Origin of the sequence: Ralstonia sp. RRA (assembly GCF_037023145.1) — a bacterium.
Taxonomy (GTDB): domain Bacteria; phylum Pseudomonadota; class Gammaproteobacteria; order Burkholderiales; family Burkholderiaceae; genus Ralstonia.
Genome location: NZ_CP146091.1, coordinates 706201 through 730418, shown reverse-complemented (window position 1 = coordinate 730418; position 24218 = coordinate 706201). Strand labels below are relative to the sequence as shown.

Annotated in this window: 23 protein-coding genes; 16 read left to right on the top strand and 7 right to left on the bottom strand. The window is 56.3% G+C overall.

What is annotated here, in order from left to right; all coding sequences use genetic code 11:
• Positions 1-180 precede the first annotated feature (180 nt).
• On the bottom strand, positions 181-360 hold the full coding sequence (locus tag V6657_RS03540; protein WP_137884817.1) for a hypothetical protein: 180 nt from the start codon (positions 358-360) through the stop codon (positions 181-183).
• Positions 361-596: 236 nt separating this feature from the next.
• On the opposite strand from V6657_RS03540, the gene V6657_RS03535 reads away from it, so the two are divergent.
• The 16 genes from V6657_RS03535 (at position 597) to V6657_RS03460 (ending at position 18476) form a co-directional block, all read left to right on the top strand.
• Positions 597-1769, top strand: a complete 1173-nt coding sequence (locus V6657_RS03535) for a glycosyltransferase family 4 protein (protein WP_048935115.1) — start codon at positions 597-599, stop codon at positions 1767-1769.
• 1 nt (position 1770) lies between these two features.
• A complete protein-coding gene (locus V6657_RS03530) occupies positions 1771-3102 on the top strand; it encodes a sugar transferase (protein ID WP_048935116.1) in 1332 nt (443 codons plus the stop codon).
• A 29-nt stretch (positions 3103-3131) separates the two neighbouring features.
• A complete protein-coding gene (locus tag V6657_RS03525; protein WP_048935117.1) occupies positions 3132-4250 on the top strand; it encodes a glycosyltransferase in 1119 nt (372 codons plus the stop codon).
• A gap of 26 nt (positions 4251-4276) precedes the next feature.
• A complete protein-coding gene (locus V6657_RS03520; protein WP_248694809.1) occupies positions 4277-5494 on the top strand; it encodes an oligosaccharide flippase family protein in 1218 nt (405 codons plus the stop codon).
• The gene (locus V6657_RS03515; RefSeq protein WP_248694813.1) at positions 5491-6576 is read left to right on the top strand and encodes a glycosyltransferase family 4 protein; all 1086 of its coding nucleotides are present in this window, start codon (positions 5491-5493) and stop codon (positions 6574-6576) included. Before V6657_RS03520 ends, V6657_RS03515 begins: the two co-directional genes overlap by 4 nt.
• Before the next feature lie 234 nt (positions 6577-6810).
• The gene (locus V6657_RS03510) at positions 6811-7182 is read left to right on the top strand and encodes a MarR family EPS-associated transcriptional regulator (RefSeq protein WP_048935120.1); all 372 of its coding nucleotides are present in this window, start codon (positions 6811-6813) and stop codon (positions 7180-7182) included.
• An 84-nt stretch (positions 7183-7266) separates the two neighbouring features.
• A complete protein-coding gene (locus tag V6657_RS03505; RefSeq protein ID WP_137884816.1) occupies positions 7267-8094 on the top strand; it encodes a GNAT family N-acetyltransferase in 828 nt (275 codons plus the stop codon).
• A gap of 11 nt (positions 8095-8105) precedes the next feature.
• Positions 8106-9191 carry a DegT/DnrJ/EryC1/StrS family aminotransferase gene (locus tag V6657_RS03500; protein ID WP_048935122.1) on the top strand — a complete coding sequence of 362 codons (1086 nt, stop codon included), beginning with the start codon at positions 8106-8108 and terminating at the stop codon, positions 9189-9191.
• A gap of 11 nt (positions 9192-9202) precedes the next feature.
• The gene (locus V6657_RS03495) at positions 9203-10342 is read left to right on the top strand and encodes a DegT/DnrJ/EryC1/StrS family aminotransferase (RefSeq protein WP_082170273.1); all 1140 of its coding nucleotides are present in this window, start codon (positions 9203-9205) and stop codon (positions 10340-10342) included.
• A gap of 8 nt (positions 10343-10350) precedes the next feature.
• On the top strand, positions 10351-11712 hold the full coding sequence (locus tag V6657_RS03490) for a hypothetical protein (protein WP_048935123.1): 1362 nt from the start codon (positions 10351-10353) through the stop codon (positions 11710-11712).
• Positions 11713-11724: 12 nt separating this feature from the next.
• The gene (locus V6657_RS03485; protein ID WP_048935124.1) at positions 11725-12735 is read left to right on the top strand and encodes a polysaccharide biosynthesis protein; all 1011 of its coding nucleotides are present in this window, start codon (positions 11725-11727) and stop codon (positions 12733-12735) included.
• On the top strand, positions 12735-13913 hold the full coding sequence (locus V6657_RS03480) for a glycosyltransferase (RefSeq protein ID WP_048935125.1): 1179 nt from the start codon (positions 12735-12737) through the stop codon (positions 13911-13913). The genes V6657_RS03485 and V6657_RS03480 overlap by 1 nt, the downstream gene beginning before the upstream one ends.
• Positions 13914-13977: 64 nt before the next feature.
• Entirely contained in the window at positions 13978-15042 is a 1065-nt protein-coding gene (locus V6657_RS03475) for an EpsG family protein (RefSeq protein WP_048935126.1), read from the top strand.
• A 2-nt stretch (positions 15043-15044) separates the two neighbouring features.
• Complete coding sequence (locus tag V6657_RS03470) at positions 15045-15854, top strand: glycosyltransferase family 2 protein (protein ID WP_048935127.1); 810 nt, start codon at positions 15045-15047, stop codon at positions 15852-15854.
• 9 nt (positions 15855-15863) lie between these two features.
• Positions 15864-16985, top strand: a complete 1122-nt coding sequence (locus V6657_RS03465) for a DUF1972 domain-containing protein (RefSeq protein ID WP_048935128.1) — start codon at positions 15864-15866, stop codon at positions 16983-16985.
• Positions 16986-17147: 162 nt separating this feature from the next.
• Positions 17148-18476 (top strand): hypothetical protein, encoded by a 1329-nt coding sequence (locus tag V6657_RS03460; RefSeq protein WP_048935129.1) that lies wholly within the window; start codon positions 17148-17150, stop codon positions 18474-18476.
• Positions 18477-18574: 98 nt separating this feature from the next.
• Here V6657_RS03460 and V6657_RS03455 read toward each other — a convergent pair whose 3' ends face one another.
• The 6 genes from V6657_RS03455 to rfbB all read right to left on the bottom strand — a co-directional run bounded on the left by V6657_RS03455 (position 18575) and on the right by rfbB (position 24079).
• Entirely contained in the window at positions 18575-19459 is an 885-nt protein-coding gene (locus V6657_RS03455; protein WP_048935130.1) for a hypothetical protein, read from the bottom strand.
• 3 nt (positions 19460-19462) lie between these two features.
• Complete coding sequence (locus V6657_RS03450) at positions 19463-20557, bottom strand: glycosyltransferase (RefSeq protein ID WP_048935191.1); 1095 nt, start codon at positions 20555-20557, stop codon at positions 19463-19465.
• A gap of 114 nt (positions 20558-20671) precedes the next feature.
• Positions 20672-21223 carry a dTDP-4-dehydrorhamnose 3,5-epimerase gene (rfbC, locus tag V6657_RS03445; RefSeq protein WP_048935131.1) on the bottom strand — a complete coding sequence of 184 codons (552 nt, stop codon included), beginning with the start codon at positions 21221-21223 and terminating at the stop codon, positions 20672-20674.
• Positions 21220-22098, bottom strand: coding sequence for a glucose-1-phosphate thymidylyltransferase RfbA (rfbA, locus tag V6657_RS03440; RefSeq protein ID WP_048935132.1), 879 nt, complete (start codon positions 22096-22098; stop codon positions 21220-21222). Before rfbA ends, rfbC begins: the two co-directional genes overlap by 4 nt.
• 12 nt (positions 22099-22110) lie before the next feature.
• On the bottom strand, positions 22111-23025 hold the full coding sequence (gene rfbD / locus V6657_RS03435) for a dTDP-4-dehydrorhamnose reductase (protein WP_048935133.1): 915 nt from the start codon (positions 23023-23025) through the stop codon (positions 22111-22113).
• Positions 23015-24079, bottom strand: coding sequence for a dTDP-glucose 4,6-dehydratase (rfbB, locus tag V6657_RS03430; protein ID WP_048935134.1), 1065 nt, complete (start codon positions 24077-24079; stop codon positions 23015-23017). Before rfbB ends, rfbD begins: the two co-directional genes overlap by 11 nt.
• Positions 24080-24218: the final 139 nt, after the last annotated feature.

Below are 24218 nucleotides of genomic sequence, written 5' to 3'. Positions count from 1 at the left end.
GGCCTGCCGCGCGCACGACGTCTTGCTTGCTGGCCCTAGGTGTAAACAGGAGGGAAAATGGTAGTTTCGGAATTGGCCATGCACCTCGCAGAACAGTTCCGTCACGTCGCAACCCATCGTGTGGAACGGCGCCGGCGCAAACGCAACACGCCGCGCCGATGCCGCACGCAACGTCGATCTTCATGGGACGGGCGTGGCGCCCGACACCGTCTGGTCGATGCGCTGTTGACGGATATCCACTAGGCATAGCAGCCAGCCGTGAAGGCGACCGTCACGACCGATGGCCACGGTCGATTCGCCGTTGCCGCGTAGTGCCAAGCCGAAGGCGCGACCGATCGGGCAAGCCGTCTCCTCGTCCACGGCGTCTACGATGCTCGGATGTCGCGAGTCTTGAAGCTCGCAGTATCAATTTGCATATAGCTTCCCACAACGAAGCTCACGGTGCGGTACCGCTCATAGACAGCAGGGCGCTACAAATCGCATTTCCAGATTACGGAATCTGGCACGAGCTTATAATCACCCGCCCGTCCTGATTCGAACGATTCGCGCACTACAACACGGCTCGGCAAGGCGCGTTTCAGCCAGGTTAAGGGGGGGTGCCTCTACCTCACCACCAATTTTTTCCCGCGCTCGTGCAGAACTTGCCCCCCTCTCGGCCCCGCGTCGCGTATGTCATTACCAGTTCTGAGATTGGCGGAGCCCAATCACACCTAGCAGACCTGCTGCATGCGTTGCGTGGTCGGATTGATGCGGTGGTGCTTGCCGGTGGGAACGGCCCCCTGCTCACAGCGGCAAAGGCCGCCGGTGCCAAAACAGTACGACTGCCACTGCTCGACAACGCCCTATCGCCGTTGAAGGCACTTGCTACGCTACGCCAGTTGAAAGCCGCGTTGCACAGCGCCGCACCAGACCTTATTCATGTGCACAGTGCCAAGGCAGGCGCATTGGGGCGCGTGGCCGCCTGGATGCTCGGCATTCCCGTGATCTACACCGTACATGGCTTTGCTTTCAAACCGGCAGCACCGCTGGTCCGGCGCCTTGCGTCCCGTGTTGTGGAATGGTGCCTGGCGCCGTTGACCACACATATGATCTGTGTGGCCAATGCCGAATACGAGCTGGCTGCCAGCCTGCCAGTACCGGCGAGTCGCGTCAGCGTCATTCACAACGGCATTCCAGACACTCATGCACACCCTGAACCTGGGGGGCAGTTGCGCCGCATCGTCATGGTGGCGCGCTTCGCAGCGCCCAAACGACCCGACATCGTTATTCGGGCATTTGCGCGCGCAGCGCTTGACCGTTGCGAGCTAGTCATCGCAGGAGACGGTCCTACACGTAACGCCATGCACGCGTTGGCCGATAAGCTAGCCCCCGGCCGCGTCAGCTTTCCCGGCAATGTGAACGACGTCGCTGGTCTTTTAGCCTCGGCACAGTTGTTCGTGCTGGCTTCGGACCATGAGGGATTACCGCTGTCAGTGCTCGAAGCGATGCGAGCCGGGCTGCCAGTGGTGGCATCGGACCTGCCCGGCATTCGCGAGCAATTCGGCACCACACCCGCCGCACTGGTTGTCGGCAACGATGAAGCCGTCATGGCGGACATACTAGTGGCGCTGGCGACCGACCCAGCCCGCCGCAAAGCCATGGGCCAAGCGGCGCGAAAGCGCTGGGAGCAAGCTTTCGGCATCGCGCCAATGGCCGAAGCGACCTGGCAAATCTATCAAGGTACGCTCGGCTTGCCTCCAACAACCCCGCAGCCGACAAAAGACACGTGACATGAGCAGCGACAAACAAGAAGCTCGCCTGGGCACTGCACAGCGCACCATGGCAGCAAACGTCCACGGCTCCGAGACCGTACGCCGCGCCAGCCGAATGCTGTCCTGGGCCTTGCTTGGACTGATATTGTTCGGAATCAACATCGCGCTGGCGGAATACCTCTATCACGCCGGCATCGTGACTTACGTTTTCACACGTACGCTACTCTGGACGGTCATCCCATGCCTGTGCACGTTTGTGCTACTGCACCGTTCACTCCATCTGCCGGCCCTCGAAGGCAACAGCCTGATCGGAGTGTCTGCCACACTTCCTTACAGCTTGCTTCTCATCGTCTTCGCCGCATTTCATGTTGAGTACTCGCGTGGCGCCCTACTGCTCGGCTACATCACAACGCTTGCCTGGAGCGGCATCGGCTACCGCCGTTTCGTCCAGAACTACGTGCCGGTGTTCGGCTATATCGATCCGGGTACGCTGAAGCAACTTGACGCGATCCTTGCCATGCCGGGCGCCACGCCCCCTTCCCCGACCCGCCTCGAGTTCATCCATTCGATCGAGAACGCCGTGTACTGCGATGGATTGATGCTCGATCGCTCGGCCACTGCCGACCCCGAGCGTACGCGTTCGCTGGCGCAGCTCAAGCTAAGTCACGTGCGGATGTACTCAGTGGACCGTGTTGGTGAGATGCTGACAGGGCGTGTTGGCCTCGAGCATATCGACGAGAATTTCTTCGACGACTATGCGCGCCACTATTTCTATGGTTTCGTAAAACGCACCCTCGATATCACTACCGTGGTTTGCCTGGCGCCGCTGGCGTTGCCGCTGTCGATCATGACCGCGCTAGCGATCAGGTTGGAATCGGGTGGCCCGATGCTGTTTTGCCAAGAGCGTGTAGGACGGTTTGGTGAACCGTTCACGATGCTCAAGTTCCGAAGCATGAGTGTGCAGCAGGGCGCCCCGGCACAGTTCGCACAGCAACATGATCCGCGCGTGACACGCGTGGGCCGAGTGATCCGCAAATATCGGCTCGACGAACTGCCGCAACTCTGGAACGTGCTGGTTGGCGACATGAGCTTGATCGGACCACGTCCAGAGCAGGTGCCAATGGCCAACATGTTTGCCGATACGATCTCCTATTACCCATACCGGCACCTGGTGCGACCGGGGCTGTCGGGATGGGCGCAAGTGCAACAAGGCTATGTCGGCACGCATGCGGAAACCGTCACGAAACTCAGCTACGACCTCTACTACGTCAAACACTGCTCGTTCGCACTCGATCTTCTGATCGGCGTCAAGACCCTGCGCACGATCCTGACTGGATACGGAGCGCGTTGATGGCGTGTACCGCACTCGCTGGGGCGCCAATGCGAATTCTGCTGGTCACGACCGGCTTGAAGATGGGAGGGGCTGAACATCAAGTGGTGGCTCTCACTCAAGCGTTTCTGGCTCGCGGACATGCAGTCACCATCATCAGCCTCTCGCCCGGCCAGGAAATCGACATCCCCGCCGCGGCGAACGTTGTCGATCTTGCCATGCGCAAAACCCCCTTGGGGATGGCACGGGCGCTTTGGCAAGCCCGCGATCTGATCAAATCATGGCAGCCCGACGTTATCCATGCCCACATGATCCACGCCAACGTGTTCGCGCGGGCACTGACACGGATCGTGCGCTGCCCTCCGCTGGTCAGCACAGCACACAGTTTTCGTGAAGGTGGCTGGTTGCGCATGCTGGGCTATCGGCTGACTGATCGGTGGAGCACGCTGACCACTCACGTCAGCGATGATGGCCGCAACGGCATGATTGCGGTCGGAGCAGTGCCGGCCAATCGCATTACGGTCGTGCCCAACGGTATCGATATTGACCGCTTTCAAACAAACGCAGCGTTAGGTGAAGCCACGCGCGCGCGCCTGGGTATCCATGCGGGTACAAGGCTGGCGCTAAACGTCGGGCGGCTGGTTCCGGAAAAGGCACAAGACCTGCTGCTACGCGCATTCGCGCAAATCGATGACGCCCTGCCGGTTCACCTTCTGATTGCCGGCGGCGGTCCTCTTCAGCAAGCGCTAAACGACCAGATTGCCGCATTGGGCTTGACGTCTCGCGTCACGTTGCTGGGCGCACGCAGCGATGTGCCGGCACTGCTCAACGCGGCCGATACATTCGTGCTGTCATCGAATATCGAAGGGCTTCCCATGGTGCTGGTGGAGGCGCTGGCCTGCGGCTGTCCGGTGGTTGCCACCGATGCACCGGGCGTTAAAGAGGTGCTGTGCAACCAGGGCGTGGTGGTGCCACGAGGAGATGCCGAGGCACTGGCTGCGGCGTTGACCGTCGCCCTGCATGAAGGCAGAGGGTCGGCTCTGCAGCAAGCCCAGCGACACACACTAATCGCGGCTAGGTTTTCGATCGATGCCGTAGCACAACGCTGGTTGGATATTTACCGGAGCCTTGGCACCACCACGGCCATTCCGCACACGGAGGCGACCTGATGCGAGTGGCAAGCAACCTGCTCTGGATGCTGGCCGAGCGGGGCCTTCAGGTTGGCGGTGGCATCGCCATCGTGGCCATGCTGGCGCGAGCGCTCGGCCCCTCAGGTTTCGCGCATTTCCAGTACGCGCAATCGATCGTGCTGATCGCCGGGTCCTTCGCGTTTGTCTGCGGAGCCGAGGTGGTGGTGCCCCGCCTCGTAGCGGCTCCAGGGGCGGCAACCCAGCACAGATTGCTCGCACACGCCTTTTTGCTGCGCCTGGCTGGAGGTGTTGCCGGTTACTTGTTGATGTGCGTTTATCTGGGCGTGACGTCGCCTGGAACGGACGTCTGGCATGCTGCGCTATGGCTAGGCATTGCGATCTTGCTGCGGGAACCATTTGGCGTGGTGATCGCCTGGATGCAGGCGCATACCAACAATCGACCAAACACGCTGTTCAGTCTTACTGCGTTGGTGGTCAAGGCGATCCTCGTCGGTAGCCTGTTCGCTGCGGGCATCCACGAGATCACAGGCTACGTAGCCGCGTTTGCGCTCGAGGCCATTGTTTCGGCAGTGCTGCTCACCAGCTACTACTTCATTCGCGTACCCGACCGCGACTTCGCCTGGCACCCGCCCCAGGCACGCGAACTGGTTGGAGCCGGCATGCTGTTCTGGGGCAGCTTCATTCTGATGATGTGCGCGCGCCGGGTAGACCAACTGGTGCTTCAGCCGTCCGTTTCTGCAGTGGATTTCGGCGCCTATGCCGCCTGCATGCAGATCCTGGACAACTTCACAATGGTTGCTACCATCTTGGTCGCGGGCATTGCGCCAAGCTACATCTACGCGCGCACAACCTTTGCCGATGCGCACGCAAGAATCGGCCGTGTTGCGTTTGGCATCGGCGCACTCGGATTGGTCGGCGGGTTGGCCATTGCTGCATGCGCTCCCTGGATCGTGCACCTGCTCTATGGCAGCGCATTCGGCACCACAGTGACGCTGCTGCGCATAGCGGCAGCGGCTTCGGCACTAGTATTCGCCGACGTGGCGCTCACGCTGTTGGCGGTCCATCTGCGCCGACCGCGCTGGGTGACCATGAAATGGGCCCTGGTGTTGGTCACAACGCTGGTCTTCGATTTGCTCACCATTCCACACCTTGGCGTCTGGGGTGCCATCGCGGGTTATGCTCTTGGCAACGGCATGGCGGTCATGGTCGGTATGGCGCTATGGTGGCGCCATCGCCCAACACCGGGGATGGCATCGGCGTGACTCAGCTTCCAACCATCTGCTTCCTCACCGGCACACTGAACGCCTTCGCAGGTGCGGAGCGCATGACCGCAGTGATCGCCAATGCGCTGGCCGCACGCGGCTACCGGGTGCTCATATTGAGTCTCTGGGATCAAGTATGCGTTTTTCCGTTGCACCCAGCGGTCGAGCACTGCGCGCTGTTCGCGCATCGCCCATCGTTCAAGCGTCAGTACGCTTCGACCGTCCTCGGCATCCGTCGCTTTGTGCGTGAGCATGGCGTCGAAGTGCTGGTCGAAGTCGATACGATGCTGACGCTGTTCACGCTGCCGGCCACGCTTGGCCGAAAGGTGCGCAGGATTTCGTGGGAGCATTGCCATTTCGACGAAGATCTGGGGAGACCGGTCCGCAAGATGGCCCGCTTCCTCGCCGCTCGAACTTGTACGGATGTCGTGGTGCTCACCAAGCGTGATCGCATGCGCTGGATGGAGGCTTTGCGACCTCCTTGCAACATTGTGCACATCCCAAATCCTCTGCCGTTTCCATTACCGCACGCGCGAACATCGCGCGATACACGGACGGTCTTGGCAGTGGGACGCCTGACCAGGGCCAAAGGCTTTGATGTATTGCTGAAGGCTTGGCAGCAAGTGGCCCAACATGCCCCGGACTGGAAACTGTTGATCGTCGGCGAAGGCGAGGAGCGAGGACAACTGGAGGCACTATGTCATCAACTCGGTCTCGAACAGTGCGTTTCACTACCCGGAGTGCACACCGAGATCGCCCGAACATACGCACAAAGCACGATCTTCTGCCTCAGTTCACGCTACGAAGGCTTTGGGCTGGTCTTGATCGAAGCCATGGCATTCGGCTTGCCCATCGTCTCGACCAATTGCGACCAGGGGCCTCGGGAATTGCTGGCAGATCACGAAGATGCGCTGATGGTACCCGTTGAGGACGAGACCGCACTTGCCGATGCGGTGCTCACACTGATCGAGGACCCCGCCATCGCTGAACGCCTGGCGATCCAGGGGAAAGCAAAAGCGAGTCATTTTGCGATCGAGTCCATTGCTGATCAATGGACTGCCATCCTAGGCGCGACACCCTAAGGTAGCACTCAAGTACACGATGGATCACGCCAGCGTAAAACGCTCGCGTTCAGGCAAGTCCCTGCACAACGGTGGACCATGCCACCGGATCCAAGTAAAATTGTTCAACTTCAAACAAACGTACACGATAGAGCACTTTTTACTCTTACCGATAGACGCGAGCGTATTTGTCGAGGCTCTCAGCAATGCCTTGCTTGCCACTGAAAACAGACACATGAGCATTGGGTCCATTCCATGACGAGTCGCCAAGCCAAGATACAAGAGGACACGTACTTTCGGATCATGCGCATATTGCAAGAGAATCCGGACCTCACTCAGCGCGAGCTTGCAGAAAGACTGGGCGTCAGCGTTGGAGGTCTGAACTACTGCATCAAAGCTCTGACGGAAAAGGGTTGGATCAAGGTCCAGAACTTCAGCCAATCCAAAAATAAATTCGGCTATATCTACATTCTCACTCCGCGCGGCATTGCAGAAAAAGCGGCCCTGACCAGCCAGTTTCTGAAACGCAAGATGGAAGAGTACGAGTTCTTGAGATCGGAGATCGAAGCTTTGCGGGCAGAGGTTCGGAGTGACGACTACAGCGGAGTCAAACAGGGAGAGGTCTAGCACGATGTGTGCTGGAACGCTTTCTTGATCGCACATCCGCTACCAGGATATTTCCCAGCCAAGACTCGATGGACGAGGCGGAACTTGAACACGCCATTACTGCAACACTCGATACATCACGGTGTGCCACCGGCCGCTCGAGCGCTCATCTGGAAGGTGTTTTTTAGCTCCAGAGGGCGAGGAGTCGACCTGCCCACGCATTACCCGTGGATTGGCGACAGTACTCGGGTCACGTCCATTCTGATCAGCAAGGATGGCTCGAACGACGAACGCGTGACGGCAGCAACGCTCGTCATCAAAGAGGAAACGCTGCCCGACGTAGGGACCGTTGGCCTCGTCGGACTGGTGTGTGTTGACGACGCATTCCGAGGCAGCGGACTCAGTCACCAATTGCTTTCGGCCGCAACGGACCTCGGCAAAGAAAAGCCGTATGACGGCCTGGTCCTCTGGACAAACAAGCCGAATGTGTATGTCAAACACGGCTTCACCGTTGACAGCCACGACAGGTATGGGACCGTTCGCAAACGCGCAGCGACTGGCAGGGTCGGCCTTTTATGCCATGGCTTGGCCGGCATCACGGTGGAAGACAGATCCAGCCAAGGCGTTCCAGCATTCGCGCAAAGCGTGATGGCTTTCAGCAATCACACCGCCTCTATCACCGTGCTCCGGACCCAACAGGGATGCACACTGATTGAGTGGACGGGCAATTGGGATGCAATTTTTCAGCTTATTGATCGAGCCCTCCCCGATGAGTGGAACCTGAATGCGCCGGAGGACTCGGGAATTTACGTCGAGTTGATCAATCGCGGTTATAGCTCGAATCTGCAAATGAGCTCACAGCGAATGGTCAGCAATCTTTCAGGAAAAGATTTTTCGAACTTTCCATACATCTCACTGCTTAACCGAATTTAATTGACACTAATATGATCCCGATCGTCAAAGTCGCCATGCCCGCCAAGTCGGTTCTCATGCCCGCTCTGGAAGAGGTCCTGTACAGCGGCATGATCGCCGAGGGCGAGTCCGTCTATCGATTCGAGTCAGAGTTCAATCAGAAATTCGGGCTGGAACGCTCGCTCGCGATGAGCAGCGGAACGGGTGCCCTTCATGCGGCGCTGACGTTGGCCGGCGTGGGCCCTGGCGATGAAGTGATTTCCACGCCGATGACCGCTGAGCCAACCAATACGTCGATCCTCTATACCGGCGCAAAAGTGGTTTGGGCCGACGTCGATCCGGTATCGGGCAACATGTGCCCCGAATCGGTCCGTAGCTGCATCACAAGCAGAACCAAGGCGATTCTTTGCGTTCACTATGCGGGTTACCCGGTTCGTCTTGCTGAACTGAAGCAGCTTGCCGACGAGCATGGGATCGCCCTCATTGAGGATTGTGCCCATGCGCTGGGGGCTCGCTACCAAGATCAGCCGATCGGAACGATCGGCCATTACGGAATCTATTCCTTCCAGGCAATCAAACATATGACCACCGTCGACGGTGGTCTGCTGACGTTCAGCGACGACTCGCAGATGGAAGCGGCAAAGAAATTCCGGTGGTTCGGCATGCTGAAGGGCGTTCCACGCACCGAGATCGATATCACCAGCGTTGGGTACAAGTACAACATGAGCAACGTCACCGCGGCGATCGGGCGAGTTCAGTTGCAGGGCGTCTCAGCCGTTCTGGACCGACACATCCAGAATGGCAAGTTCTACGACGCTCAACTGGACTCCGTCAGCGGGGTCGATTTTGCTCGCTGCGATGCAGTTGCCGAGCCGAGCTACTGGATCTACACCCTGCTGTGCGATGACAGCGCCAGCCTGGAAAAGGCACTCAATGCCGCGGGGATCGCCGCCTCAAAGCTGCATCGCCCCAACAACCTCCACAGCATCTTCGCAGCGTCCAGCCGAGAGTTGCCGGGGCTGGACACGTTCTACAAGAGGCTGCTGCACATCCCGTGCGGCTGGTGGGTCAGCGATGAAGATCGCGAGCGCATCGTTGATGTCATCCGGAAAGGTTAAGGAGACACCAGGTGAAGCAGATACCGCTGTTTGGAGTACCGCGTCTCCCTGAAATGGAGGCAGCCACACTGGAGGTCCTACGCTCGGGCCAGATCGCCAGTGGCAAGTATGTGCAGATGTTCGAACAGGGCATTGGCAATCTTGTTGGTCAGTCTCACGTGGTTTCCACCCACGACATGACGAGTGCGCTGTTTCTGGCTCTGCATCTGGCAGGGGTGCGCCCTGGGGATGAAGTCCTGACCACAGCTTTTTCCTGCATGTCCACCAACTCCGCGATTGCGCATTGTGGCGCCGTACCAGTATGGGTTGACGTATGCCCCAGTTCGGTTGAGATGGATGTCGCCGATGCCGCGCAAAAGCTCAGCGACAAGACAAAGGCCGTGGTCATGTATCACGTCGCGGGATACCCCGGCCCGGCGCGCGAAATGGCCGCGTTGTGCAAGGCCCGAGGTATTGCATTTATTGAAGACTGCAACAACGCGCTGTTTGCCCTGCAGGATGGCGCACACGTCGGCGGGCTTGCGGATTTCTCGATCTACTCCTTCTACCCCAATCGGCAGATCAACTGCATCGACGGGGGTGCCTTGGTTTGCAAATCGGCGGAGATGGCCACGAAGGCACGTCAACTCCGGCGTTTCGGCATTGACGGCACGACATTCCGTACAGCGGACGGCGAAATTAATCCTGCCGCGGACATTCCTGAGATCGGATGGACGTACACGATGAGCAATGTGAGTGCTGCGCTCGGGTGCGCCCAACTGGACACGGCCCAGGGCCGAGTCGAGCAGGCGCGCACCAACGTAGCCAAGCTTGCAACGCGGCTCGCGGGCATCAAGGGCATCACCACGATGAATGCTGCAAGTGGCGCAGATGCCGCGTACTGGGTCATGCTCTGCTTGGCCGAGCACCGAGACGCGCTACTTCAACGATTGAAGAGCCAAGGCGTTTCTGCATCCATCCTTCATCACCGCAATGACACCTACAGCGGTTTCCACGCAATTGGGCCGGCCCCGCTACCGCACACAACCGATCTGCAGAGCCGCATCATTGCCCTTCCCTGCGGCTGGTGGCTGAGCGAGGCAGACGTCGATACCATCGGCGAGATCTGCGCGCATGCAGTTGCAGACTTGCAGAATCACGTTCAGAGCTAAAGGTACCGATGAAATTGCTGCGTACCACTGCGCTCGATATGGTGATGCTGTATGCCGGCAGAGTGTCGGCAGTGCTTGTGGGATTCATCTTCCTGCCGTTCTATCGACATCACCTCGGTCCGGAGCAATTCGGCGTGGTCGCCGTGATTCTGTCGCTTCAGAATCTCTTGATCATGCTGGATCTGGGCATGTCAACGCTGATCGGCCGTGACGTCGCGATTGCCCACTCCTCTCCAGCGGAGCTGCTTACACTCACGCGTACCGCAGAGATCAGCCTGACAGGGTTCTATTTTCTGCTGATACCAGTCACTGTCTGCCTTAAGGTTCTGGGTGCTTTCTCCAGTATCGGATGGGGCACCATCATGGGCGCCATCGCGCTCTTTTGGGTGCTGGTACTCCAGAACATGTACTACGCAACCATGCTCGCCCGTCGTGAGTATTCGGCGGCGAGCACAATTCAGGTCGTGGGTGTAGCAGCTAGAGCCTGCGCTACGGCCTACGTCCTGGCGGCCATTTCCAACACGATGATGGCGTTCATCGTCACGCAACTCGTGTTTTCCGCTGGTCAGGCATTGGTCACGCGCTATCGTTGTTTCACATACTGGATCGATGCCTCGAGACAGTCAGTTCTAGAGCGACCCGGAATCCGTGATGCATTCGAGCTGATAAAGAAGGGGCGTGCGCTGGTACTCTTCTCCGCGGCGGGTGCAGCCGTTACTCAGTTGGACAAGCCCTTGGTCTCCGGCTTGATTTCTGCCAACAGTGTGTCACCCTATTTTCTGGCGACGACTGTTTGCATGGTTCCGCTCTCACTGCTAGCCGGCCCCATCAGCCAGTACTTTCAGCCTCGTGTGCTGAATCAGAATCTCGAGGGTGACACCTTTCCCAATGTCACGATCCAGAGATTCGTACTTTGCACAATTCTGATCACATCTCTGCCATGCCTGGCTTTCTGGCTGGCGCGAGATCCTCTCATTAGTTTCTGGGTTGGCCATAATCATGACGACAAGATCATTTCCCACTATGTAGGAATACTCCTGCCCGGTTTTGTCGTGGGCGCATTTGGCTATATCCCCTACACGCTATTGCTTTACGCAAAAGATTTCCGCTTCCAAGCTGTAGCATCCATGGCCCTCAGTGCTGCCACATTGGCGCTGGCCGCCTTTGCCGCCTACAAGCAGAGCGTCCAAAGCGTATGCTTTGTATACGCCGCCTATCAAGCATCATCGACCCTCATCAGTTGGGCCAGAGCATTCAATTTGGAGAAAGTGCATGCTGCAGCAAAGTATTCAGCCGCATTAACATTAAAACTCATCACGCCACTCATAGCTATTGCATTGGTCGCCCAATTTCTGATTCGGAATTTTTGAGAGATATTTATAATGTTTGACAATAAAGTCCTGATGATCACCGGCGGAACAGGCTCGTTCGGCAATACGGTTCTGAATCGTTTTCTGCACTCGTCGGTGAAAGAGATCATTGTTTTTAGCCGTGACGAGAAGAAACAGGAAGACATGCGAATTGCCATCAACAATCGCAAAGTCAAATTTCATATCGGTGATGTTCGCAACTACGAAAGCGTCGCACGCGCGATGGACGGTGTCGACTACGTCTTTCATGCGGCGGCCCTCAAGCAGGTGCCTTCCTGCGAGTTCTACCCAATGGAGGCGACGCTCACCAATGTCGTCGGCACCGAGAACGTCCTGAACGCCGCCATCGCCAACAACGTCAAGCGGGTTGTCGTGCTAAGCACCGATAAGGCGGTGTATCCGATCAATGCGATGGGTATCTCCAAAGCCATGGCCGAGAAAATCATGGTTGCAAAGTCGCGCACCGTTCGCGAAGGTGGCACGGTACTTTGCGCCACCCGCTATGGCAACGTGATGGCCTCGCGCGGCTCGGTCATTCCGCTCTTCATCGACAAGATCAAGGCAGGAAAACCGTTGACCGTGACTGACCCCAAGATGACCCGCTTCCTGATGTCGCTGGAAGACTCAGTCGACCTCGTACTGCATGCTTTCCAGCACGGCACCCAAGGGGATATCTTTGTCCAGAAGGCTCCGGCCTCCACGATCGCGGACCTCGGACAGGCGCTGAAGGAACTCCTCAATAGTGATGCCCCCGTCGAGATTATCGGTACTCGCCACGGCGAAAAACTCTACGAGACGCTGGTATCACGTGAAGAAATGGCCAAGGCGGAAGATATGGGCCGCTACTACCGAATCATCGCGGACAATCGCGACCTGAACTACGACAAGTTCATTCTGGAAGGCCAACCCGACGCCAACGACGTTGATGACTACACCTCGCACAACACCGAGCGATTGAGCGTGGAGCGCATCAAGCAGCTTCTGCTCACGCTGCCCTATGTTCGTAAACAGGTGAAGAAGTAATGCGCCCACTGGTATCAGTCATCATCCCCACTCACGGACGCCCTGAATGCGCGGTTTCCACGATCCGTGCGGTGCTGGCGGCCTCCGACGAACTGGAAGTCGTTGTCAGCGACACCACCAATGAAGACAGAATCAGCCCCGAATTTGCTGGCGAGGACAGTTCGCGCCTAAAGCTTCTTCGGCCCGGCGAACCGCTCAGCGTAGTTGACAACTTCAATCTCGCGCTGAGTCATGCAACGGGTGAGTACCTAGCATTCATTGGGGATGATGATCTGGTATCCACGCAGATCACGGAGGTTGCGCGTTGGGGGATCGCCAACCATGTTGACGCCTTCAGCTTCACCTTCCCCATGTTGTACTACTGGCCGACCTTCTCAAGCACGACACGATGGAAGGCCGAAGGGAGCACGCTCGTTATCAGCGACTTTGATGGACGAGTGACTCCCTTCGACGCAAAGGCAGAGTTGTCGATCGCGCTGCGTAATATGGGGGGCGGCGTGCTCGGCATGCCCCGTGCCTATGCCGGAATGATCTCCCGCCAACTGGTCGAGCGTATCGTTGCGAGGCATGGTGAACTTTTTGGAGGGGTCAGCCCAGACATCTACAGTGCGGCGCTGATATCGCTTGAAAGTCAAAAAAGCTATCAGGTTGATTTTCCTATTGTCATCCCAGGTGCATGTGCTGGCAGCACTTCCGGAAAAAGTGCACAGGGTCGCCACGTAGGTGGACTTCGCGATAACGCACACATTGGTGCGTTCAAGAATCTAGTGTGGGACGCGCGCGTACCGGAGTACTACAGCGTCCCCACTGTGTGGGGATACTCACTGCTGAAAGGTATCGAAGACAAGCCGCAGTGGCTCCAGAAGGCGAACTTCTCGATGCTCTATCTGCGCTGCTTGATCAGTGATCCGCAATACAAGGGGATGGTGATGCAGTGCATGTTGCAGCATGCTCGCGAAGCCGGTTATGTGGCAACGGCATTTGAGTTCCTAGGCGCAATGGCACGCGAAGCTACGCGCATCGGACGCTCGATTGTCCAGCGTCAATTGAAGCGCTTTCACCCCGATAACACGATTGTTCTGCGCGATGTGCTGAACACCGAGCAGGCATTCAGTGTCGCGTCGCTGCATATCCAAAAGATGGGCAAGAAACTGGAATTGACAAAGAGCAATCGATAAGACGCTCTCTACTGGCACCAGTCGCGTTTGTCGTGAACACGTTGCCAACCGGACGCACCATCCTATGTTTCTGACTGACATTGTCTTGATAGCCGTTGTGCTATCGCTGTCCTCAGGCGTCAGCGCCCGCCTGCTGAACGTCCGACATCCCGCACCGCATCTCATCGGCGGTGCTACAGCGGTCATCATCATCATCACGATGATGTGTTTTCGCAGCCTCGACTTTGGAGTTGACACGGTTACCTACGCGGGAATATTTACCGATTTCTGCAAAGGAGGGCTGATAGAGGATCGTGAATCCAGCTTCCAGATCGCAACTGAGGCGCTGAACTTTGCCATGTTCGGCAGCTGCGATACCAATTTTCTGCCCGCCGCATGGATTTTCCTGATTGTGCTACCCGTGCTTTTTTTCCGTGCTCCGTGGCGTGTCCGCCTATGCTATTTGTCGGCGTTCCTGCTATCGCTCATCGGGATTGAACTGTCCACCAATGCATTGAGACAAGGCTTATCGGTAGGATTGATGGTGCTTGGCATATCTCTCGCACCTGTCAACTTGCTGCTCACATTGTTGCTGGGCGCATTTTCAATGGCCTTTCATACAAGCGCCGGCCTGGTATTGCTCGGGTACTTTCTGGCGCGACAGAACTGGAAGGTCTTCCTGCCGTTAATGGCAGGGCTGATTCTGCTCACCGTCCACTCTCTGCACAGCTCCATTGAGCTGCCTTTTGTTTCACGCTTTCTGTACGAGATCAACAAGTACACGATGCACGAAAGCAGCGAGCTTTGGATTCGCATCCTTTCCTTTTCCTGCGTTGTTTCCGCATTGCTGGCTCCGATCCTGTTTCGCCGAAACGGAGTAAGAACCAGCAATATCTTGTCTGACAAGACTTATGTCATTTCGCTTCGGCTAGCCATTATCTGCGTGCCGTTTCTCACGTTGCCTTATTTTGGGTATCGCTTCATTTACGGTATGTACCCAGTCATCTTGTTTTTAACGCTCAGCCCGTCGCTCACCCCCTACACGAACTCGGGGAGTCAATTCATTGCCCTATCGGCTATGAACGTTGTCATCCTCCTCACCTGGGCAGCCGGATCAACCTACATGCGTGAGCTCCCGTTCTTCAACTGATCATGCAATTCAATTCTTCTGTGAGGCCGACTGGTCTATCAGTGGTCATTCCTACGCTCAATCGCGTGGAGATGGTGTCGCGAGCGTGTCAGTCGGTTGCCTCGGCACAACCTGATCGCGTCGAGATCATCGTTATCGATGACGGATCCACGGAAGACCTGCGTCCACTGCTTCCCGCAAACAACAACCACAACATCCCGATCCGCTGCTATCGGTTCGAGCGCAATCGCGGGCCGCAGGCAGCCCGAAATCTGGGCATCAGAAGAGCGCGGTTCAGCCACATCGCGTTCCTTGACTCCGACGACAGCTTCACGCAGGACAAGATCGATCTGGTACTTCAGCAGCTCGACAGCACTCCAGTTGATCTGCTGTTTCATGATGTTCAGGGGATGCCCAAGTATGGTAAGTTAGCGCGCCTTTGGGCGCACTCGCTGAGCCGCTGGATCCCATTCAGCTGGTGGATTGCGCTCCTGAATCCGGTGATCACACCCGCGCTGGTTGTCCGACGGGAACGGCGGCTCGGGTTGGTGCGACTTCGATACTGCGAAGACTGGTGCTTCCTTCTTCACTACGTTCAATCTGATACGCGAATCCGCTTTCTCGAGCGGGAGTTGTCTATCGTCTACCGTCCCGCTGGCACTAGCGGGGGATTATCTGGCGCCATCTGGAGGATGCGTAAAGGTGAATTCACCGCGCGTCGGGTGCTCCTGAAATCCTCGTGGCCCTCCGGCTTTCTGCGCTATTGCCTCGGCGGCATGGCAGGTCTTCTTCGAATCCTGAGTGACGTCCTGCGCGGGCGCTACCTACACTAAGTCTGGACTATGGCAAATGTTTATCTGATCGGCGTACGCGGCATTCCGAACCGCTACGGCGGATTCGAGAGATTGGTTGAGGTGCTTGCTCCCCACCTGGTTAGCCAGGGGCACAACGTGACCGTGTTCTGCAATCAGGACCCCACCGTTAATAAAGACAACGTTGATGAGGATCTTTGGATGGGGGTTCGACGCCGATTTATCTCGGTTCGCAGCAGCGGCCCTCTCGGCACCATTGAGTATGACTGGCGGTCGTTCAAAGAGGTGCCAGAGAACGCCGTGGCATTGATCTTCGGCTACGGGACCGGTGTGTTCCAGCGTTACCTGAAACAACGATCCATTCCGCACGCCGTCAACATGGATGGTATTGAGTGGCGACGAGAGAAATGGGGACGACTTGCGCGCATCTGGCTGCGCATGAATGAGCGGTCAGCCGCCCGTCAGGCAGATATTCTTATCGCCGATCACCCAGAAATCCAACGTTACTTGCAAGAGGAGCTTGGTAAGGAATCCACCATGATTGCATATGGTGTGGATGACGACGCGCTGCAACCCGGGAACAGAGACGATCTGTCCCACCCGCTACTCACGCAGTATCCGAGTCAGAGCTTCTCCCTAGTGGTGGCGCGTCCAGAGCCAGAGAACCAGATTCATGTGATTCTCGAGGCATTTGAACGCAGCGAGAAGAAGAAGCCCATGGTTGTTCTGGGTAACTTCGAGATCAATGACTACGGTCGACAACTTCGCGCCAAACACACAGATGTCCATTTCGCCGGCGGTGTTTACAACACTAGCGTACTGAACGAACTACGGCGTCGTAGCAACCTGTACATTCATGGCCATTCGGTAGGGGGTACCAACCCATCCTTGATCGAAGCTATGGCCGCTGGCGCATTGCTTCTGGCCCACGACAATCCGTTCAATCGGTGGGTTCTAGGTGGTGATGCGTCCGGACTGTTCTTCAAGGCAGCGGTCGACCTGACCACCCATCTGGACAATCCTCCCGACCTCGCGGCGCGTACCAGGATGATTAATGCGGCGCAGCAGCGCTGTGTGGAACAATTCCTATGGAGAAAAATCCTGGACGAATACGATGACGTTTTGGCTCGCTTGCAGCAGGCGACTCACTAAATTTGCCAGGTTCATGCCGATTTAACATGACAAGAAGTCATTCCGCCAAGATCGCAGTCGTAATACCGGCATACAAAGTGCGGCACCAGATCATAGACGTCAACGTCGAACGCCTAACGGCCTTATGCCATTAACATTAAAAGTGGCTCAAGCATCATTGCGATGAACAGCAAATACGGCAAGTTATTGACCGGCGCGACAACCGCCCTGCTTATTCTGACAATCTGGACATGCTTTGCCCCAGGCTTTATGTCCCATGACTCTATCACTCAATATCAGAGTGCGCTGAATCAAAGCTATTCGGACAGCCACCCGGCAATCATGTCTTATGTGTGGCATCTGAGCCTGATGCTGGTTTCCGGCCCCCAGAGTTTGCTCGTCTTGCATCTAGTGCTATTGGTGATTGGAATATTCATCTGGCAGATAAATATCTCCAACCCCTACCTGAAAGTACTCGTTCCAAGCATCTTCTTCCTACCCTGGATTCTGAATTTCTCCGGCGTGCTCTGGAAGGACGTTGGAATGGCATTTTCACTGCTGGTGGCAACAGGGCTGCTGTTTAACCAAAAGAACAGCAGAAAGCTAGCATTGCTGAGTTTACCGTTCCTATTTTATGCATTTGCGGTACGGCACAACGCGATTCTTGCCACTGCACCCCTTATTTTTTTCGCCTCGCTGCGTTACTTGTGCCCCAGGAAAGTACTCTCGGGACTCCTGATTACTGCAACTGTCTCCGTTGCGTTCTGGCTTGCTGTGTCCGCGATTACTTATGGCCTCCTGAAGGCCGAGCGGAAGCACTATGAGACTCTGCTCATGGGCGATGAGATCGCAAAAATTTCCGCTCAAACTGGAGAGAATTTACTCCCTTGGGTAAAGCGAGACGACCTCATGGCGTGCACCAAGCAACCCATTCTGTATGAGCGCGCGCTGTGCTTTATTAGCCGCGGCTATGATGTAAGCGGCAGCCTTATGACCGGGACACCGTATGAAGAGACTCATCGGCTTTGGAAGAATACGGTACTCGCACATCCCCTGTTATCGCTGAAGATGCGCTGGGATGCTTTCCTCTATTTTCTGCGCTCTCCGAGTCTTGCACCGGCCTATGTATGGCAGCCGGGAATCATGCGGAATGATTTGAATATAGTTCTGTCTCGCCCCGATCAGGCCCAGCTAATGGAAGACTATGTCGCGAAGAGCCAGAACAGTGTTCTAAGCGAACTGTTCAAACCATACACGTGGCTAATTCTCTCGATCGTCATGCTCGCATTGGGCACAAGAATTCAATCGCCTGTTGAGAGGATGCAGATATTTGCGTTAAATCTTTCGGCGCTGGGCTGCTATTTCAGTTTGCTGGCAGCCGTTCCATCGGTTGATTTTCGCTATGCGTACTGGTGCGTCATTGCAACCAACTTGTCAATCGTTATTTTTCTGGCTGCGAGCCGGCGCGGTAATGCATGCTTGAATCTGTCTTTGGAAACTGCCAGCACCTAGATGGGCACCCCTTAGGCGACACCTTGCACAGCGGTTCTGGTCATCCAGTTCCGATATCGAAAATAACCGCTGTGCGACTTGAGTCAGAGGTTGCACCGTTACAGCTGCTGCATTCGGCGTTTCACTTCAATCGCAGTGCCGAGCAACAGACTTAGAAGCAACCCAATCGCCAAACCAGCTGCCCCAAAGGGGCCCAGACGCGGATATATGTTGCGCCCATCCACCTCGACCGGCGCAAGCAGATGGGTGTTAAACGTACGCGCCTCGGTCAAGAGCTCCTGAAGTGCGTTCTTCCGAAGCCGCAGAAGACGAAGCGCTTTATCGTTCTCGGCAAGCATCTCATTGAGGAGAACGTTCTCGGAAAACTTTCCAGCGACCCCCGTTTGGCCTCGAGTCTTCACTAGTTCGCTGAGTGAATCACGTCGCTTGCCCTCTGTGATCAGCCCCTGTTCCACCTCTGCCAGATCCGCATCGAGCTTATCCAGGGACGGGCGCATCAACCCCGCGTGAATGCGAGTCAGCTCGTCTGCGACCGCTTGCGCCGCACGTCGCGCCTCTTCAGGCGAATGGCCACGTACCGCAAACTGAATGAGCCCCGGATCACTTAGCGGCGTCGACTTCAACGAACGGCGAACCAAGACTGAAACCGCGCTTCCGTCAGCTCCACTCGGCTCGCCAAGGAGCTTCAAGACGTTGTTCGTGAATTGCGGTGTTCTCACACGCTCCAGTGCTCGCGCAGCGGGCTCGATCGAGATTGGCGAAGCCGGTGTCGTTTCATTCGCGACCTGGCCAACCTGCAGAATCCCCGTCGCCTCCCATTGTTTGGGAATGAAATATGTTAGGCAGACGCCAATGGCCGCCCCCGCCAGACTCAATCCCAAGATCATCCCGGCGTAACGTCTGAAAAAACGCAATACGTCGTCAACCCTGATGACTACACCATCATCATCGGCATGCTGGACAGTAACTGGTTTCGCTTCCATAGCCTACCTCTTGATAATCATCCATCGCGGCGATCGGAATCGAACAATTTTCCAATATAGCCAAACGTACAAAATAATAAACAGCCCAATAAAAATCAGCAAAACTACGCGATTATTCCAAAATAGCGTCGCCGGCAATACCGCAAGAAGACTCAAAAGCCAGAGATACGGAGACGTCATTGAATTTCTCCGTACGATATGTCGCTCGTCCTTGCTACCTACCGCCCACCGCATCAGACGCTGATAGATCAGCGTATGGAGATGCACGCCATCTGGGTAACCCGCGGGCACGCCTTTCAAAACGCGTCGCCGATAGATAGAGAATAGCGTTTCAAAAATTGGATAGATCAGCATCAGTACTGGATACCATGCCGACACCTGCGGATTTCGCAAAACAAGCAGAATGCCGCACTCCGCTAGTATGAATCCAATCAGATAGGCTCCGCCATCCCCAAGAAAAATATGGCCAGCCGGGAAGTTCCAAATGAAGAATCCAAGAATCGCGCCAATCATAGCGAAGGCCGCTGTAATAATTAGCGGATCCCCCACCTGAAAAGCAACGTACGCGAGCGAAACAAACATCATCATCGCAACCATCGAGGCAAGCCCATTGAAGCCATCGATGATATTGATCGCATTGGCGACACCTGCGACCGCCAACACTGTAATCGCCCCTGAAATCAGCGGGACAGCAAGTACGCTATCCAGAAAATGCAGATCAATTCGGACGATTCGCGCACCAAGCAAGTATGCAGCAAGCACCGCAGCGATCATTGTTGCCAATAACCGCTCCCTAGGACTCACGCGCTTAGTCAAGTCCTCGATGAACCCTGCCACGAACGCAGGGGCTGCGCAGGCTAGCAATAGCGCAAAAGGAGTGCCAATGATCTTTGAATCGCGGAAAAATACGGCAATACCGACACCCATCAACGCGAGAACAATACCGAGCCCACCAACCCGCGGAACCGGTTTAGCGTGAAATTTCTGCACCCCGTTCAGATCCCAATCCGCCGTAATATGAGCGTGCATGCTCGAATAGCGTATCACCATCAAAGTGGCGAGAAATGAGATCGCAAAAGCAATTGAGAATGTCTGCATGGGAAGAAGCTTTATACCGCCACCAAAACCGCACGTGACCAACATTCACCATGTGGTACGGAATAGCGGCATAGCTTTGTAGCCTATATTATGGAATCGCCAGCGCAATGGTTATTAGTCGAACAAATCTGCCTCACTAAGCCGTTTTCCATCCGCATCCTTGGCAGCCAGTACCGGCTCCCCGCCGATCGGCCACTCAATGCCGACATCAGGATCGTTCCAGATCAAACTACGTTCATGCGCTGGGCTCCAGTAGTCGGTCACTTTATATACAAATTCTGCCGTTTCCGAAGTCACAACAAAACCATGAGCAAAACCTTCTGGAATCCACAGTTGCCGCTTGTTTTCGGAAGATAGGGTAACGCCAACCCATTTCCCGAAATTCGGTGAACTGCGGCGCATGTCGACTGCAACATCGAATACTTCACCAGCGACAACACGGACCAGTTTTCCCTGAGAATTTTGAATCTGGTAGTGCAAGCCCCGCAGCACATTTTGCGCTGAACGCGAATGATTATCCTGAACAAACGTACGCTTCTGCCCGGTCGCGCGTTCGAACTCCTTGAGATTGAAGCTCTCGTAGAAAAAGCCACGACTATCGCCAAAAACTTGTGGCTCCAGAATAAGTACCTCTGGCAAGGCAGTTGGAATAACGTTGAAACTCACCTGATTGACTCCGAAACGATCTGCCTCAAATATTTGCCGTAGCCATTCTTGGCCAACGGCTCCGCCAGCGCCTCAACCTGGTCTGCATCAATCCACTTGCTTCGGTAGGCGATCTCTTCGGGGCAAGCCACCATCAATCCTTGTCGCTTTTGCAGCGTCGCTATGAAGCTAGCTGCTTCAAGCAGGGAATCATGAGTGCCGGTATCCAGCCACGCATATCCGCGCCCCATGATCTCTACATTCAATGCTCCCAATGCGAGATAGCGCTTGTTGATATCGGTAATTTCAAGCTCACCGCGCTCCGACGGCTTGATGTCGGCAGCGATATCGCAAACCCTGTTGTCGTAGAAATAGAGCCCAGTCACCGCATAGTTGGAACGCGGAGTTTTCGGCTTTTCTTCTAGAGACAGTGCACGGAAGTGTTCGTCGAATTCAATGACCCCGTATCGTTCCGGATCATGCACGTGATACGCAAAAACCGTGGCACCATTCTCTTCTTTCGCTGCGCTGTGGAGCTGGCGCACCAAGTCATGTCCGTGGAAGATGTTGTCTCCAAGGATCAGCGTCGCGGGATCGTTATCGATAAATTGGCGCCCAATGATGAAGGCCTGGGCCAAACCGTCCGGAGAGGGTTGAACGGCGTACTGAAGATTAATCCCCCATTTACTGCCGTCACCGAGCATTTCAGTAAAGCGCGGCGTGTCTTCGGGTGTGGAAATAATCAAGATATCACGAATCCCCGCCAACATCAGCGTGGATAGCGGATAGTAAATCATCGGCTTATCATAAACCGGCAGCAATTGCTTGGAAACCGATCGGGTAATCGGATATAGACGCGTGCCGGACCCGCCGGCAAGGATGATCCCTTTACGCATAGTGGCAAAACTTCAAAGAATTTGGTCGAGCAGGAAATGGATGCCTTGACGCCAATCGGGCAGATGAATGCCGAACGTCTCGCGCAACTTGCTGGTATCGAGACGCGAATTGGCCGGCCGCGGAGCCGGCAACGGATAGTCTGTCGCAGGAATGGCGGCGATCGCTTCCGGATTGGCCCTGAACTCAACGCCGTGTGCAGTTGCGTATCGCAGTACCTCGGTGGCATAGCCATGCCAGGTTGTCTCGCCACCCGCTGCCAAGTGATAGATGCCGCCGGGAAAGACGGAGCGGTCCGCTGCCAACCACGAGCGCGCAATGACCTGTGCCGTCACATCGGCGATCAGCGCAGCGGTCGTGGGCGCGCCGAACTGATCGGCAATTACGCGTAAGCTCTCTCGCTCGCACCCCAGCTTCAGCATAGTCTTGGCAAAGTTGTCACCATGCGCTCCGGCCACCCAGCAGGTGCGTAGCACCAACGCGGAGGCACCAGATGCCACAATCGCTTGTTCACCAACAAGCTTGCTCTTGCCGTAGACAGACTGCGGGTTGACCGTGTCAGTCTCGATATAGGGAGTCGCCTTGGTACCGTCAAACACATAGTCGGTACTGTAGTGCACGAGGAGGCTACCCAGCGCGTGCGCTTCTTCGGCCAGCACGCCGACCGCGGTGCCGTTGACGGCAAAAGCGGTATCAGCATCGGCCTCCGCTTTGTCCACCGCCGTGTAGGCAGCGGAGTTGACGATAACGTCAGGACGAAATTCTCGTACCAATTGGCGCAACGCATCCGGTTGGGTCAAGTCGCAGGCAGCCCTGTCCAGCGCCACGACTTCGCCCAGCGGAGCGAGACTGCGGCGCAACTCAAAACCGACTTGACCGTGGCTCCCCGTGACAAGAAGCTTGGGAGCGGCGCGCGAATTACGCTGCATATTGCTTCGCCACCCAGTTCCGATACTCACCGGACATCACGTCCTGCACCCAAGCTTGGTTGTCCAAATACCACTGCACCGTCTTGCGCAATCCAGTCTCGAAGGTCTCAGCGGGCCTCCAGCCCAACTCGCGCTCCAGTTTGCGCGCATCGATCGCGTACCGGCGATCGTGACCCGGGCGATCATTCACGAACGTGATCTGATCCCGATACGATCCGACAGCCTTCGGTTTGAGTTCGTCGAGCAAGCCGCACAGCGCATGCACGACGTCAAGATTGGTCTTCTCGTTCCAGCCGCCAACATTGTAGGTCTCCCCTAGGCGTCCACGCGCAAGCACCTCACGGATTGCAGCACAATGGTCCCCCACGTACAGCCAATCACGGACGTTTTGGCCATCGCCGTATACGGGCAACGGCTTTCCGCCGAGCGCATTCGCGATCATCAGCGGAATCAGTTTTTCCGGAAAGTGGTACGGCCCGTAGTTGTTGGAGCAGTTGGTCGTCAGGACAGGCAAGCCGTACGTATGGTGGTACGCACGCACAAGGTGGTCCGATGCTGCCTTCGAAGCCGAATACGGGCTGTTGGGTGCGTAAGGTGTCGTCTCGGAGAATTGCGGGTCGCCGGGCGCAAGCGAGCCAAACACCTCATCGGTCGAGACGTGAAGGAATCGGAACGTCGCCCTGGCATCGACATCCAACTCACCCCAATAAGCACGCGTCGCTTCTAGTAGGGTGAAGGTACCGACGATATTGGTCTGGATGAATTCACCCGGGCCGTGAATAGAGCGGTCCACATGGCTTTCCGCCGCAAAATGAAGAACTGCGCGCGGCTTGTACTTGGCAAACAGGCTGTCGAGCGCCGTGCGGTCGCAGATATCCGTCTGGGAGAAAACGTGACGCGGATCGTTCTCGACCGACGCCAGCGTCTTGCGATTGCCGGCATAGGTCAACTTGTCGACGTTGACGATGCCACCAGCACCAGGATTAGCCAGCCAATTTAGAACGAAATTGCCGCCGATGAAGCCGGCACCACCGGTTACAAGAATGTAGGGCAAACTCTGTGCTCCTTGCTGCGGGCCCAGCCACGCACATTAGGGTCCGCGCAATACCCCCCATGGGAGGGCAGCGGAATATTTCACATGATTAGAAGTGTCGTATTCTATCCGACCCCATGGTCAGCCCTGCCAATGGGCG